General features: G+C 75.8%; 11 protein-coding genes and 1 pseudogene. 7 read left to right on the top strand and 5 right to left on the bottom strand.

Annotated features, from left to right (window positions below; translation table 11 throughout):
- The first annotated feature begins 70 nt into the window (after nt 1-70).
- Complete coding sequence (locus tag GD748_RS06265) at nt 71-805, top strand: PIG-L deacetylase family protein (RefSeq protein ID WP_152194250.1); 735 nt, start codon at nt 71-73, stop codon at nt 803-805.
- A gap of 3 nt (nt 806-808) precedes the next feature.
- On the opposite strand, the gene GD748_RS06260 is transcribed toward GD748_RS06265, so the two are convergent.
- A complete protein-coding gene (locus GD748_RS06260) occupies nt 809-2,308 on the bottom strand; it encodes an alpha/beta hydrolase family protein (RefSeq protein WP_152194249.1) in 1,500 nt (499 codons plus the stop codon).
- Between the two features lie 68 nt (nt 2,309-2,376).
- Nucleotides 2,377-2,655, bottom strand: coding sequence for a hypothetical protein (locus GD748_RS06255; RefSeq protein ID WP_152194248.1), 279 nt, complete (start codon nt 2,653-2,655; stop codon nt 2,377-2,379).
- Nucleotides 2,656-2,862: 207 nt separating this feature from the next.
- Between GD748_RS06255 and GD748_RS06250 the strand changes: the two genes are divergently transcribed.
- Nucleotides 2,863-3,645, top strand: coding sequence for a fructosamine kinase family protein (locus tag GD748_RS06250; protein ID WP_152194247.1), 783 nt, complete (start codon nt 2,863-2,865; stop codon nt 3,643-3,645).
- Nucleotides 3,646-4,123: 478 nt separating this feature from the next.
- On the opposite strand, the gene hemQ is transcribed toward GD748_RS06250, so the two are convergent.
- From hemQ to GD748_RS06235, 3 genes are read right to left on the bottom strand one after another with little or no spacing between them, the layout of a single operon-like run.
- A complete protein-coding gene (hemQ, locus tag GD748_RS06245; protein ID WP_152194246.1) occupies nt 4,124-4,846 on the bottom strand; it encodes a hydrogen peroxide-dependent heme synthase in 723 nt (240 codons plus the stop codon).
- A 28-nt stretch (nt 4,847-4,874) separates the two neighbouring features.
- The gene (locus GD748_RS06240; RefSeq protein WP_152194245.1) at nt 4,875-5,996 is read right to left on the bottom strand and encodes a ferrochelatase; all 1,122 of its coding nucleotides are present in this window, start codon (nt 5,994-5,996) and stop codon (nt 4,875-4,877) included.
- Nucleotides 5,993-7,573: a glutamyl-tRNA reductase gene (locus tag GD748_RS06235; protein WP_226920824.1), complete on the bottom strand. Its 1,581-nt coding sequence runs from the start codon at nt 7,571-7,573 to the stop codon at nt 5,993-5,995. The genes GD748_RS06240 and GD748_RS06235 overlap by 4 nt, the downstream gene beginning before the upstream one ends.
- A gap of 98 nt (nt 7,574-7,671) precedes the next feature.
- On the opposite strand from GD748_RS06235, the gene hemE reads away from it, so the two are divergent.
- The 5 genes and pseudogenes from hemE to hemB form a co-directional block, all read left to right on the top strand.
- The gene (gene hemE, locus GD748_RS06230; protein WP_226920882.1) at nt 7,672-8,691 is read left to right on the top strand and encodes a uroporphyrinogen decarboxylase; all 1,020 of its coding nucleotides are present in this window, start codon (nt 7,672-7,674) and stop codon (nt 8,689-8,691) included.
- Nucleotides 8,688-10,058, top strand: a complete 1,371-nt coding sequence (locus tag GD748_RS06225) for a protoporphyrinogen/coproporphyrinogen oxidase (RefSeq protein ID WP_152194242.1) — start codon at nt 8,688-8,690, stop codon at nt 10,056-10,058. The genes hemE and GD748_RS06225 overlap by 4 nt, the downstream gene beginning before the upstream one ends.
- Nucleotides 10,059-10,350: 292 nt before the next feature.
- A complete protein-coding gene (gene hemC, locus GD748_RS06220; RefSeq protein WP_226920822.1) occupies nt 10,351-11,427 on the top strand; it encodes a hydroxymethylbilane synthase in 1,077 nt (358 codons plus the stop codon).
- On the top strand, nt 11,424-12,218 hold the full coding sequence (locus GD748_RS06215; RefSeq protein WP_152194241.1) for a uroporphyrinogen-III synthase: 795 nt from the start codon (nt 11,424-11,426) through the stop codon (nt 12,216-12,218). The genes hemC and GD748_RS06215 overlap by 4 nt, the downstream gene beginning before the upstream one ends.
- Before the next feature lie 164 nt (nt 12,219-12,382).
- Nucleotides 12,383-13,348: pseudogene (gene hemB, locus GD748_RS06210) on the top strand (porphobilinogen synthase); the annotation flags it as partial.
- Nucleotides 13,349-13,481 lie beyond the last annotated feature (133 nt).

The raw sequence follows: 13,481 nt of genomic DNA, 5'->3' as shown, positions 1-13,481 counted from the left end.
CCCCGGACGGCTGGGCCGCGCCCCTGACGCGAAGGCTGCGCGCCGGTCGCGCGTCCGGCACGCTGGCGTCATGGAGACGCTGACACGGTTCGACGACGCCGACCTCTCCCGCGTGCTGGCAGTGGTCGCCCACCCCGACGACATGGAGTACGGCGGCGCCGCCGCGGTGGCGACCTGGCGGGCCCGGGGCGTGGAGGTGGGCTACGTGCTGGCGACGAGCGGCGAGGCGGGGATCGACTCGCTCCCACCTGAGCAGGCGCGGCCGCTGCGTGAGCGCGAGCAGCGCGAGGCCTGCGCGCGGGTCGGGGTCTCCGACGTCCGCTTCCTCGGGTTCCCCGACGGCACCGTCGAGCGCACGATCGAGCTGCGGCGGGCGATCGCCGCCGAGATCCGTCGGTTCCGGCCCGACACCGTCGTGACCGGCGCGTTCCGCGAGACGTGGCCCGGCGGCGTCCTCAACCAGGCCGACCACGTCGCGGTGGGGCACGCGGTGCTGGACGCCGCCCGGGACGCCGGCAACCGGTGGGTCTTCCCCGAGCTCGTCGACCAGGGCCACGCCCCGTGGGGCGGCGTCCGCACGGTCCTGGCGGTCGGCTCGCCCCTGGCCACGCACGGCATCGACGTCTCCGACGGCTTCGCGGCGGGCGTCGCCTCGCTGGAGGCACACGAGGAGTACCTCGCCGGCCTGGGCCCGGAGGCGCCGGTGCCCGCCGAGATGCTGGCGGAGTTCCTCGGCGCGACCGGCCAGCAACTCGGGGTGCGCCACGCCGTCGCCGTCGAGGTGCTCCCGCTGCAGCTGTTCTGACGGTCACCGGCGCTGGATCTCGAACACGATCGACTCGGTGCGGGCGCCCTCGACGGAGGTGCCCATCGCCTCGCGGTTCCGGACGAGCCAGTCCTGGACCGCCGGGTCGGCCACGTCGGGCAGGAGCTCGGCGGCCGCGCGGTAGCCGGGCAGCTGGTGCGGGTCGCCGACGGCGGCCGGCTCACCGCTGGCGACCGCGACCGTCACATGGTTGGGCGCCGGCGGGTTCGGTGCGCCGTCGAGCCCCACGACCGGGTCGTTGACGTCCTCGAGGCTCAGCACGGAGACACCGGGCGGGACGTCCACGGTGGCTACCGGGCTGCCGGCCGTCAGGACCGTGGTGATGCTGAACTGCCCGGCCAGCACGGGGTCGGCGGCGAGCCGGGTCGACACGAGCCCGCCCTGACTGTGCCCGACCATCGCCACCGGCTCCCCCGGGACGATGCCGGCCTGGTGCATCGCGGCGGCGACCCCGACCTCCATGTCGCTGCGGACACCGGCGGTCGCGAGCAGGTTCGTCTCGTTGTCCATCGGGTTGGGCCCGCCGGCCCACGGGTCCTGGGTGCCGGGCACGATGACGGTCCAGTGCCGGTCGCCGTCCGGCGTGGTGGTGCGCAGCACCTCGACGGCACCGGTGCCCCGGGAGCGGATCTGGTCCTCCAGCGCGTGGATGCGCCCGAGCGCCTGGGAGCTCGTGCGCGGCGGCGCGGGTACCGGCCGACCGATCGTGGTCGCGAGCACGGCGGAGGCTCCCGGGCCGACGGCGGCCGCGGGGCCGTGTCGACCCAGCGCACCGGGCGCCGTGAGTTCCGTCGGGTCATGGCGAAGCGCGACGTCGACGCCGTCGAGACGACGACCGTGCGGCACCAGGCCGACTGCCGCGAGGAGCGGCACCAGGCCGAGGGCGGAGCGTTGGACCGCCGTCAGGTCACGGACGTCGACAAGCTCCCCGTCGACCATCACGCTGCCGTCCAGGACGTCCGCGTTCATGTACTGCAGCTCCTCGGCGAGGGCGGCCGTGTGCCGCTGGGCGAGGACCGCATCGGGCACCGGGGAGTCCTCAAGACTGGTCATCGCCGCCATGAGGTGACCGCCGACCCGTCCGACGTCGATACCGCGCAGGGCGAGTCGGATCCGGATGTCCAAGAGCTTCGGTGGTGCCAGCCGGACCAGCGTGCGCCACACCGGCGGGCGGAAGAGTGTCGTGTTGCGGCGCTCGGCCTCCTCGTACCAGAGCCGCTGGACCTCGAGGTCGGCTGCGAGCCGACGGGCGCTCGCCGCGAGGGTCTGCAACCCGGGGGTGCCGGCGCGTGCGGTCCGGACGAGCTCGTCCACCGCCCAGCCGGAGCTCACCCAGTGGTTGACGTAGCGCAGGAGCGAGTCGCCCGACCCGGCATGGGCGTCCGCGGTCTCCAGCAGAACGGCCGCATACTGCAGGCGAGCGGCCAGGCCGGCGAGCTCGAGGGTGTCCACCTGCATGGGCGCGGGCCCTCCGGTGACCATGATCCGGGTCCCCCAGGGGTTCGACCGGGTTGCGACCCACCCCTGGTCCGCGGACGGATGTCGCGCGGTCATGTGCCCGACACCCGCGCGTCGACCTCGAGGTCGGCCAGGTAGGCCGCCCGGTCCGCCTCCCGCAGCGCACGGTCCACGGCCTGCGAGTCGTGCAGGATCGCGAGGACGGCGTGGGTGAAGGCACTCGCGCCGGTGCCGGTCCAGGCGCTGGGGAACGCGGCCCGCAGCTCACCCTGGGCCTGCCCGAGCGTGGCGAGGGCGGCGGCGAGGCCTGCCCGGAGCTCTGAGACGCCACCGCCGCTGTCCCCGGGGAAGCACTGCATCGCCTCGTCCATCCGTCCTCCTGCGTCGTCGACGGGCGGCACCGTGGATCGGCCCCCGGTCGGCACGCTAGGAGCGCGGCCCCCGCGGAGGGCGACCGCGAGGTGCTTCGGTGGAGGAGGTGGCACCCGGGGCACGGTTGTGGACCACCGGTCGCGCGCCGGTGCACGGTTGTGGACCACCGGTCGCGCGCCGGTGCACCGCCTCGCGAGGATGGAGCCATGGCAGGCTTCCGGAAGGGCGATCACGGGGACCCGCAGAGCGTGCGGTACGAGGCGGCGGGACTCCGGTGGCTCGGCGCCGCCGGCGGGGCCGCCGTCGTCGAGGTCGTGGACGAGGGTCCGGGGTGGCTCGAGACCCGCCGGGTTGCCCAGGCACGCCCGGACGCCCGCGCCGCCGAGGAGCTCGGGCGCGCACTGGCCCGCACCCACGCGGCGGGTGCGCCGTACCACGGCTGCCCGCCGCCCGACTGGCACGGCGACGGATTCATGGGCCGCGCAGCGCTGCCCCTGCGTGGGTCCGCACCGGCTTCGTGGGGCGAGTTCTATGCGACGGACCGGATCCTGCCGTACCTGGCTGCCGCCGTCGGGAACGGGGCGATCGACGACGACGGCGCCCGGACCGTGCGCCGCTGCGCCGAGCGCGTGGCCGCGGGTGACCACGACGCAGCCCAGCCGGCCATGGTCGGCGACGTGGCCCGGCTGCACGGCGACCTCTGGAGCGGGAACGTGCTCTGGGCCGAGGACGACGGCACAGCCGTCGGGACGCTCATCGACCCGGCGGCGCACGGCGGCCACGCCGAGTCGGACCTCGCCCAGCTGGGCGTGTTCGGGGCGCCGTACCTGGACCGCATCGTCGCCGCGTACGACGAGGTGTCGTCGCTCGCGGACGGCTGGCGCGAGCGGGTCGGGCTTCACCAGCTGCACATCCTGATCGTGCACGCCGCGCTCTTCGGCGGCACGTACGGGGACCAGACCGTGGCGACGGCCGCCCGCTACACCTGAGTCCGCACCGAGGTCGCTGATCTGGTCGCTATGCCGACCACATCAGCGACCTGAGTGGAAGCGCTCTGCCTCGTGCGCCGCTGCGGGCCGGGGCCCGCCTGCACCAGTCACGCGCGGCGGCCAGGCTCCGACGGCAACTTGACTGCCATTCCGGTCGCTATAGCGACCAGATCAGCAGCGAAAGTGCGCTGGTGCACGGCTGTCCCAGCCTCGCGCGGCCGCTCAGCCGGTCCCGGACCGGGGCCGGCGTCGACGCTCCGGGCGAGTACGGCTTACGGGGCACGGCTGACGCTCGGACGGGTGCGGCTCACGGCCGCGACCGACACCCGGGCAGGCGCCGCTCACGCCCTCGATCCACGCCCGGGCAGGTCCCGCTCACGCCCCCGGCCGACGCCCCGGCAGGCGCCGCTCACGCCCTCGATCGACGCCCGGGCAGGTCCCGCTCACGCCCGCCGACCGACACCCGGGCAGGCGCCGCTCACGCCCGCGGCTGACGCTCCGCCCACTCGGCCAGCTCGACGCGGGGCCCGGTGAAGAACGGGATCTCCTCGCGCACGTGACGCCGGGCCCCGACGGCCCGCAGCTCGCGCATGACGTCGACGATGCGGTGCAGCTCGGCGGCCTCGAAGGCCAGGATCCACTCGTAGTCGCCCAGCGCGAACGCGGAGACGGTGTTGGCGCGCACGTCCGGGTAGTCCCGGGCCGCCATGCCGTGCTCGCGCAGCATCGCCGAGCGCTCCTCGGGCGGCAGCAGGTACCACTCGTAGGAGCGGACGAACGGGTAGACGCAGAGGTAGTCGCCCGGTTCCTCCCCGGCCAGGAAGGCGGGCACGTGCCGCTTGTTGAACTCGGACGGCCGGTGCAGGGCGGTGACGGACCACACCGGCTCGAGGAAGGCACCGAGGTCGGCGGCACGGAGCCGGTGGTAGGCGTCCTGCACCTCCTCGACGGTCGCCGCGTGCCACCAGACCATGAGGTCTGCGTCGGCACGGAGCCCGGCGACGTCGTACCAGCCGCGCACGACCACGCCGGAGCCGGCGACCGCCTCCTGAGCGGCCGCGACGAGCTCCGCCCGGGCCTCGGCGTCACCGGGCAGCGGTGCCGCCGTCGCGAGCACCGACCACATCGTGTAGCGGATCTCGGTGTTGATGCGCTCGGTGTCGGCACCCTCGCCGATGCGGGCAGGGCTGGTCTGGCTCATGGTTCCTCCGGGCTGGTGGCGGTGGTGGTCAGGGCACGGCGGGCGTGAGCTCGCAGGCGGCCGGCACCGTCGACTCCTCGCCGTCACGCAGCAGGCAGCACCCGGGCGGGCAGACGTCGTGCCACGGGCCGACGGCGCCGACGGCCGGGCGCACCGGGTCCTCACCCCGCTCGGTGCCGGCCCGCTCGACGAACAGGTCGACGAGCGCGGAGACGAAGGCCGGCGCGGTGCCGACCGTCGCGGCCCGCTCCATGGCCATGCCCAGGTCCTCGGCGGTGGCCCGCGCCTCGGTGTCGAGGTCGTAGATGACCTCCATGTGGTCCGAGACGAAGCCGATCGGGGCGAGCACCACCGCGGCGGTGCCGCCGCGGTGCAGCTCGGCGAGGGCGTCGTTGACGTCGGGCTCGAGCCACGGCGTGGCGGGGTTGCCGGAGCGGGAGCAGTACGTCAGCTGCCAGGTCAGCTCGTGCCCGAGCCGCCGGCCGGCCTCCGCCGCGATCAGGGCGCCGACGTCGAGGTGCTGCGCGCTGTAGGTCGCACCGCCCGGCGCCTGGGCGCCCGAGGCCGTCTCCATGGCGGTGGGGATCGAGTGCGTGACGAGGACCAGCGGCGCGTCGCCGGGCCGGGCGGTCGCCAGCCGACGGTAGGCGGCGACGACGGCGTCGACGTTGGCGGCCACGAACCCGGGGTGGTTGTAGTACGGGCGGACCTTGTCCACCTCGAGGTCGCGTCCCTCGGCCGCGAGCGTCGCGAGCGCCTCGGCGATGTTCTCGCGGTACTGCCGGCACCCGGAGTACGAGGCGTAGGCGCTGGTGACGACCGTCAGCACGCGGCGGGCGCCGTCGTCGTGCAGGTCACGTAGGACGTCGGTGAGGTACGGGTCCCAGTTGCGGTTGCCCCACACCACCGGCACGTCGATCCCCCGGGAGTCCATATCGGTGCGCAGGGCGGCGAGCAGGGCGCGGTTCTGGTCGTTGATCGGGCTCTTGCCGCCGAAGGCGTAGTAGTGCTCACCGACCTCCTCCAGGCGGGCGTCCGGGATGCCTCGGCCGGCGGTGACGTTGCGCAGGAACGGCACGACGTCCTCGGGCGCCTCGGGGCCACCGAAGGAGAGGAGGAGGACAGCGTCGTACGGGGTGAGACTGGTCATCTTGCTCGTTCTGGTTCGGCCGGCCGCGAGGCCGGGAGCGGGGCCGCCGGGGCGGCGCTGTGGGGCAGTGCTGGGCCGGCGCTGTGGGGCAGTGCTGGGCCGGCGGCCACGCTGACGGCCGGCGCGCCGGGGGGCACGACGTCGGCCGCCACGGCGCCGGCGGATGCGTCGTCCTGACGCACGGCACCGGCGGGCGCGTCGTCCTGACGCGCGGCGCCGGCGGGCGCGTCGTCGGCCGGCGCGGCGCCGGGGTCGAGATCGGAGTCCGGCGACGGAATGTGCAGCCCGAGAGCCACCTCGAGGGCCTGCAGATGCTCCGCGGTGCGGCCCTCCCGCCCGGCGGAGCGGGCCCGGACCGTCGGCTCGTGCAGCAGCCGGGCGGCGAGGCGGCGCAGCGCCTGGGCGGCCCGGTCGGCGGGCACTGCCCCCTCGGCCGGCAGCCGATCGAGCTCGGCGGTCAGCGCGTCGGACACCTTGGCCCGCAGCGCGACGACGGCGGCGTCCATCTGCCGCTCGGCGGTGGCCCCGGAGAGCGCGCGGACGCCGTCGGCGACGATCGCCCGGGCCCGCTCGACCTCGTCTGCCGTGGTCTGCGGGGCGTGGGCACGGACGGTGGGCAGGTCCACCAGCAGCACGCCCGGCAGCTCGGCCACGGCCGGCTCGACGTCGTGGTGCAGCGCGAGGTCGACGATCACGAGGGGCTCGGCGCGGTCCGCCACGGCCGCGGCGACTGTGGCGACGTCGAGCACCGGCGTGCCGGTCCCCCGGCAGGTCACCACCAGGTCGGCGCGCCCGAGCGCGACGGCGAGGTCGGCGTCGGCGGTCTCGATGCCGTGGCCGGCGGCGAAGCCCTCGGCACGTCCGGAGGCCGACCAGACGACGACGTCGGTCGCGCCGCGCCGGCGCAGAGCGGCCAGCGACGCGCCGGCGTAGGAGCCGGTCCCCAGCAGCAGGGTCCGACGACCCGCCCAGCTCGACGGCGGGACGGAGTCGGCGGCGGACTCGTGGGCGCGGGTGGCGTCGTCGCGCTCGCAGCCCAGCGCGGCGAGGCGGGCGCCGGCCAGGTCCAGCGCGACCGAGACCACCGACCGCCCGGCCCTCGCCAGGTCCGTCTCGACCGCGACCTGGCGTGAGGTCCGGGCAGCATGCTGGAGGGTCTGCTCCAGCAGGGGCGACGTCAGTCCCTCCGCACGCGCCGTGGCCAGGGCCCGACGCACCTGCCCGGTGATCTCCCGCTCGCCCACCACCATCGCGTCGAGCCCTGCGGTCACCTCGAACAGGTGCGCGACGGCCTGCTCGCCGGCCGTGGTGCGCATGAGTCTGGCGACCTCGGCGGGGTCGGTGCCGCTCGCCCGGGCGACGACGCGGTGCGCGGCGGCCACAGCGGGGGCGGTCTCGAGGACCGAACCGTCGTCCCCGGCGTCGAGATAGAGCTCGAAGCGGTTGCACGTCGCGAGGACGACGGCGCCGCGCAGGGCAGGGTGCTCCGCCACGACCTGGCTGCCGACGTCACGGGCGCCGGTGCTCAGCCGTTCGATGTCGGCGAGGTCCAGGTCGTGGTGATTCGCAGAGAGCATCAGGAGCACCACGGCAACCATCATGAACCATTCTTCGGCGCACCATGCACAATGGCCTCGTGACAAATACCTCCACCACCCCGGCCGCACCCACGGAAATGTCAGTCCCTGCGCTGATCCAGGCATTCTCCGGGCGACGCCCCGAACGCCTCCCGGTGTGGTTCATGCGACAGGCCGGGCGGTCCCTGCCGGAGTACCGGGCGCTGCGCGAGGGCGTCGGGATGCTCGACTCCTGCCTGCGCCCCGACCTGGCGGCCGAGATCACCCTGCAGCCGGTGCGGCGCCACGGCGTCGACGCGGCGATCCTCTTCTCCGACATCGTCGTGCCGCTGCGCCTGGCCGGGGTCGACGTCGAGATCGTGCCCGGCGTCGGTCCGGTCGTCGCCGAGCCGGTGCGCACGGCCGGCGACGTGGACCGGCTGATCGCCCACCGCCCGGGCGACCCCTCCGCCGTCGTCGAGGCCGTCCGGCTGGTGGTGGCCGAGCTCGGCGAGCGCACGCCGCTCATCGGCTTCGCCGGCGCGCCCTTCACGATCGCGGCCTACCTGGTGGAGGGCCGCCCGTCCCGGGACCACCTGGCCGCCCGCACCCTCATGCACGCCGACCCGGCCACGTGGCGGCGGCTGATGCGCTGGACCGCCGACCTGAGCGGGGAGTTCCTGCGTGCGCAGGTGGGGGCAGGCGCCCGGGCCGTCCAGCTCTTCGACTCCTGGGCCGGCTCGCTCGGCCTGGCGGACTACTCCTCGCACGCCGCCCCGTTCAGCGCCCGCGCCCTCGCACACCTGGACGGGACAGAGGTTCCGCGGGTGCACTTCGGCACGGGCACGTCCGAGCTGCTCGTGGCCATGCGCGACGTCGGCGCCGACGTGGTCGGGGTGGACCACCGGCTCGGGCTGGACGAGGCGAACAGGCGCCTCGGCGGCACCACGCCGCTGCAGGGCAACATCGACCCGGCGCTGCTGGCGGCGCCGTGGCCCGTGCTGGAGGCGCACGTGCGCGACGTCGTCGACCGTGGCCGGGCGGCCCCGGCGCACGTGGTGAACCTCGGGCACGGCGTGCCGCCGTCGGCCGAGCCGGAGGTCCTCACGCGCGTCGTCGAGCTCGTCCACTCGCTGTGACGGCGTCCGCCACGCCGGCGGAGCTCGCGGACGCCGTCGTCGTCGGTGGCGGGATCGCAGGGCTCGTCGCCGCCCGGGCACTGACCGAGGCCGGGCTGCGGCCCGTGCTGCTCGAGGCCTCCGGCGCCGTCGGCGGCCTCGTCACCGGCGGCGCCGTGGGTGGTTACGAGATCGACCTCGGCGCCGAGGGGTTCGCGGTGCGCCGACGTGAGGTGCGCGAGCTGGCCGAGGCGCTCGGCCTGCGCGTCGAGGTACCGGCGGCGGGGTCGTGGGTCTGGGCCGCCGGGCGCACGTTCCCCGTGCCCGCCGAGAGCGTCCTGGGCATCCCCGCCGACCCCCTCGCCCCGCAGCTGCGGGAGGTGCTCGGCGACGCCGGCGTCGCCCGCGCCGCCCAGGACGCCGAGCTCGACGCCACGGTCGGCGCCGACGCGGCCGACCTGGCGTCCCTGGTGCGTGCCCGCATGGGCGAGGCGGTCCTGGACCGGCTCGTCCGTCCGGTCGCCGGCGGGATCCACGCGGCGGACCCGGCGGACCTGGCGGTGGACGCCGTCGCCCCGGGACTGCGCGCCGCCCTGGCCGCGCAGGGCTCGCTCGCCGGCGCCGTGCGAGCGATACGGGCGCTCGCCCCGCCCGGGCCGGCCGTGGCGACCACCACCGGCGGGCTGCTGCAGCTGCCGCGTGCCCTCGCGACGGCGATCGAGGCGGCCGGGGCCGAGATCCGCACCGGTCGGCGGGTCACCCGCCTGCGACGGCTGGCCGACGGCTGGGAGGCCGAGGTCGACGAGGGGACGTCCGTGCGGGCGCCCCGGCTGGTCCTGGCGACGCCGGCCCGCGCGGCGCTCGACCTGCTCGGCGGGATCCTCACCGGCACCGACCTCAGCCTGCCGGCCGGCAGCACCATCACCCATGTCACGCTCGTGGTCCGGGCCCCCGCGCTCGACGGCGCGCCCCGGGGCGCGGGCCTGCTCGTGGCGCCCGGGGACCCCGTCGTACGGGCCAAGGCGCTGACGCATGCCTCGGCCAAGTGGCCGTGGCTGGCGGCGACGGTACGGCCCGGTGAGCACGTGCTGCGGCTGTCGTACGGCCGGCCCGGCGCGCCGGCCGAGGAGATCGGGGTCGACGACGCGCTGGCCGATGCGCGCCTGCTGCTCGGCGCCGAGATCGAGGAGGTGCTCGACGCGCGGGTCGTCCGGCGCGAGGGTGCCCTCGCGCCGGCGACGCCGGAGCACCGCGCTTCCGTCGCCGAGCTCGTCGGGCGCACCGCCACCCTCCCGGGTCTCACGGTCACCGGCACGTGGGTCGCCGGGACCGGCCTGGCCTCCGTGGTCCCCCACGCGCACGCCGTCGCCGGCCGGCTGACGAGATGAGGACCACACCCCCACGAGCGGCGCCGTCACCCGCCCGTACGGTGCCGTCACGAGGGTGACCGGCACGCACGCCCACGGCGCACGACGACGAGGCGGACCCACCGGTCGTCCCGGTCAGAAGAATCGGCGAAGAATCGCGGCGTCGACGACGCGAACCGCATTGTTCGGCCCGGCAGGAATTATTCTGACGAACCGTCAGGACGTTATCTGACAGATCGTCACGACAATGATGCTGACGCATTGTCGTCAAAGCCGTCTCGACAATTCCTCCGGCGGTGCGCAGACTGTCTCGGTGAGCTCGTCGACACCTCCCCTGCGCCTCGGGACCCGCGGCAGCGATCTCGCCCTCACCCAGTCGACGACGGTCGCGAGATCGCTCACCGCAGCGACCGGCCGCGAGGTCGAGCTGGTGCGCATCCGGACCGAGGGTGACAGATCCACCGCCTCCCTCGCGAGCCTCGGCGGCACCGGCGTCTTCGCCGCGGCGCTGCGTGAGGCCCTCCTGGCCGGCGAGTGCGATATCGCCGTGCACTCGCTCAAGGACCTGCCCACCGCACCGACCCCGGGGCTGAGCATCGGCGCGCTGCCCGGACGGGCCGACCACCGGGACGTGCTGTGCGCCCGTGACGGCCTGACCCTCGCCGAGCTGCCCGACGGCGCCCGGGTCGGCACGGGCTCTCCCCGGCGCGCCGCCCAGCTCCGCCTCGCCCGCCCGGACCTGACCGTGGTCGACATCCGAGGGAACGTCGGCACCCGCCTGGCCCGGGTCGGGACCGACCTCGACGCCGTCGTCCTCGCCCGGGCGGGGCTGGACCGGCTGGGGCTGCTCGAGCGGGTGACGGACGCGCTCGACACGGACGTCATGCTGCCTGCCCCGGGCCAGGGCGCCCTCGCGGTGGAGTGCCGGACCGAGGACCTGCGCGAGGATGCGCTCGGCGACCCCCTGCGCCAGATCGACCACGTCCCCACCCGCCTCGCCGTGCTGGCGGAGCGAGCCGTGCTGCGCACGCTGGAGGCCGGCTGCGCCGCGCCCGTCGGCGCCCACGCCCGCCTCGGCACCGGCGACGACGGCACGTCCGTGCTCGAGCTGAGCGTCGGGGTCTTCGCCCCTGACGGGTCGCGCGAGCTGCGGCGCAGCCGGGGCGTCGAGCTGCCGGGACACCCGGAGCGGGCCACGGTGATCGCCCGCGGCACGGCGAAGGCGCAGGACGTCGCGCTCACGCTGGCCGTCGACCTCGGGGTCGGGCTGGCCGAGCAGCTGCTCGCCGACGGTGCGGCCGAGATCGCGGGACTGCCCGCGGCGGAGCCGTCCCGGGCCGAGGAGGGCGGCACCGTCGGCCCGGCCCCGCGGCCCTACCGCTCGGCATGAGCCCGGCGCTGACCGGCCGCCGGGTCCTCGTGCCGCGCATGCGACCCGACGACCCCATCGTGGCAGCCGTGCGTGCCACGGGCGCGGACGTGCTGCCCACCGCGCTGGTGACGCACCCCGTCGTGGAGCCCGCGACAGGCCTGGACGAGGCCCTGACGGCGCTCGGCGAGGGTGCCCACTCCTGGCTGGCGGTCACCTCCGCCACCACCGTGCAGGTGCTGGTCGGCCGCGCACGGCACCTCGGGTCCACCCTGGCGGCGCTGGTCGGGAACACGCCGGTGGCCGCCGTCGGGCCCGCCACGGCGACGGCGGTCGAGCAGGCGGGGGTCCCGGTCGCCCTGATGCCGCCCGGGCCCGAGTCGTCGGCCGCGGCACTCGCGGCGGTCTGGCCACCGGCGCCGCACGGCGGCATCGTGCTGCTGCCGCGGTCGGTGCTCGCCGCGCCGACCCTGGCCACCGGCCTGCGCGAGCGGGGCTGGCTCGTGGACGACGTCGTCGCCTATCGCACCCTTCCGGCGAGCGAGCCGGACCCGGCGGTCGCACGGGCGCTCGCGGCGGACCAGATCGACGCCGTCGTCCTCACCTCCGGGAGCACCGTGGCCGCGTTCGTCGACCTCTACGGTCCCCCGACGCCGAAGGTGCGCCTGTGCGCGATCGGCGGCTCGACGGCCGCCGCGGCCGCGGCGGCCGGCCTGACCGTGCACGCCGTCGCCACCGAACAGACCCCCACCGGGCTCGCGGCCGCCGTCGTCGACGCCCTGGCCCGCGACGAGACGGAGCAGCAGCGATGAGCACCACCCCAGCACCAGGCGCACGCCCGACGACGACGCCGACACCGGGCGCACACCCGGCGACGACGCCGGCGCCCGGTACGCGCCCGACGACAACGCCGGCGCCCAGTACGCGCCCGGCGACAGCGCCGGCAGCCGGTCCCCGGCCTGCGACAGCGCCGGCACCTGCCGCACGTCCGCGGCGCCTGCGCTCTACCGCCGCGACCCGACGCCTGGTCGCCGAGCACCGCACGCACCCGGCCGACCTGGTGCTGCCGATGTTCGTCAAGGGGGGCGCGAGCGAGCCGGTGGCGCTGGGCTCGATGCCCGGCGTCGTACAGCACACCCTGGACACGCTGCGCCACGCCGCCGTCGAGGCGGCCGAGGCGGGCGTCGGCGGGCTGATGCTCTTCGGCGTCCCCGCCGAGCGTGACGCCGTGGGCAGCGGCGCCACCGACCCCGACGGCATCCTCAACGTCGGCCTGCGCGCACTCGTCGAGGAGGTCGGGGACGCCGTCGTCGTCATGTCTGACCTGTGCCTCGACGAGTTCACCGACCACGGCCACTGCGGGGTGCTCGACGCCGCCGGCCGGGTGGACAACGACACCACGCTGGTCCGCTACCAGGAGATGGCCCTCGCGCAGGCGGCCACCGGCGCCCCGATGCTCGGGCTGAGCGGGATGATGGACGGCCAGGTCGCCGCCGTGCGCGAGGCGCTCGACGCCGACGGCTGGACGGACACCGCGGTGCTGGCCTACTCCGCCAAGTACGCCTCCGCCTTCTACGGCCCGTTCCGCGACGCCGTGGAGTCGACGCTCACCGGGGACCGCAAGACCTACCAGATGGATCCGGCCAACCGGCGCGAGGGGCTGCGCGAGGCCACGCTCGACCTCGCCGAGGGTGCCGACGTCGTCATGGTCAAGCCCGCGATGAGCTACCTCGACGTGCTGGCCGACGTGGCGGCCGCGTCGCCGGTGCCGGTGGCCGCGTACCAGGTCTCCGGGGAGTACGCGATGATCGAGGCCGCCGCCGCGAACGGCTGGATCGACCGGCGCCGCGCGGTCGAGGAGTCGGTGCTCGGGATCCAGCGCGCCGGCGCCGACTTCGTGCTGACCTACTGGGCCACCGAGCTCGCCGGCTGGCTGCGGTGAGCAAGGTTCACCGCCCGCCGCGCCGGGCCGCCCCTCCAGGCGATGGCCGGGCAACCCCGCCAAGCGATCGGTGAGGATCCGATGCGACTGGCGCATCGTTTCCTCACCGATCCGCGCCGGAACCGGCAGCACG

The organism is Georgenia subflava (assembly GCF_009193155.1).
GTDB classification, from domain to species: Bacteria; Actinomycetota; Actinomycetes; order Actinomycetales; family Actinomycetaceae; genus Georgenia; species Georgenia subflava.
This window is presented reverse-complemented; position numbering and strand designations above follow the sequence as displayed.

What these genes read in the sequence shown, in the direction of transcription:
- GD748_RS06240 (WP_152194245.1), bottom strand. Translation starts at nt 5,996, where the DNA reads ATGACCAGTCTCACCCCGTACGACGCTGTCCTCCTCCTCTCCTTCGGT.
- hemE (WP_226920882.1), top strand. Translation starts at nt 7,672, where the DNA reads ATGTCAGTCCCTGCGCTGATCCAGGCATTCTCCGGGCGACGCCCCGAA.
- GD748_RS06265 (WP_152194250.1), top strand. Translation starts at nt 71, where the DNA reads ATGGAGACGCTGACACGGTTCGACGACGCCGACCTCTCCCGCGTGCTG.
- GD748_RS06215 (WP_152194241.1), top strand. Translation starts at nt 11,424, where the DNA reads ATGAGCCCGGCGCTGACCGGCCGCCGGGTCCTCGTGCCGCGCATGCGA.
- GD748_RS06260 (WP_152194249.1), bottom strand. Translation starts at nt 2,308, where the DNA reads ATGGTCACCGGAGGGCCCGCGCCCATGCAGGTGGACACCCTCGAGCTC.
- hemQ (WP_152194246.1), bottom strand. Translation starts at nt 4,846, where the DNA reads ATGAGCCAGACCAGCCCTGCCCGCATCGGCGAGGGTGCCGACACCGAG.
- GD748_RS06255 (WP_152194248.1), bottom strand. Translation starts at nt 2,655, where the DNA reads ATGGACGAGGCGATGCAGTGCTTCCCCGGGGACAGCGGCGGTGGCGTC.
- GD748_RS06250 (WP_152194247.1), top strand. Translation starts at nt 2,863, where the DNA reads ATGGCAGGCTTCCGGAAGGGCGATCACGGGGACCCGCAGAGCGTGCGG.
- GD748_RS06235 (WP_226920824.1), bottom strand. Translation starts at nt 7,573, where the DNA reads ATGCTCTCTGCGAATCACCACGACCTGGACCTCGCCGACATCGAACGG.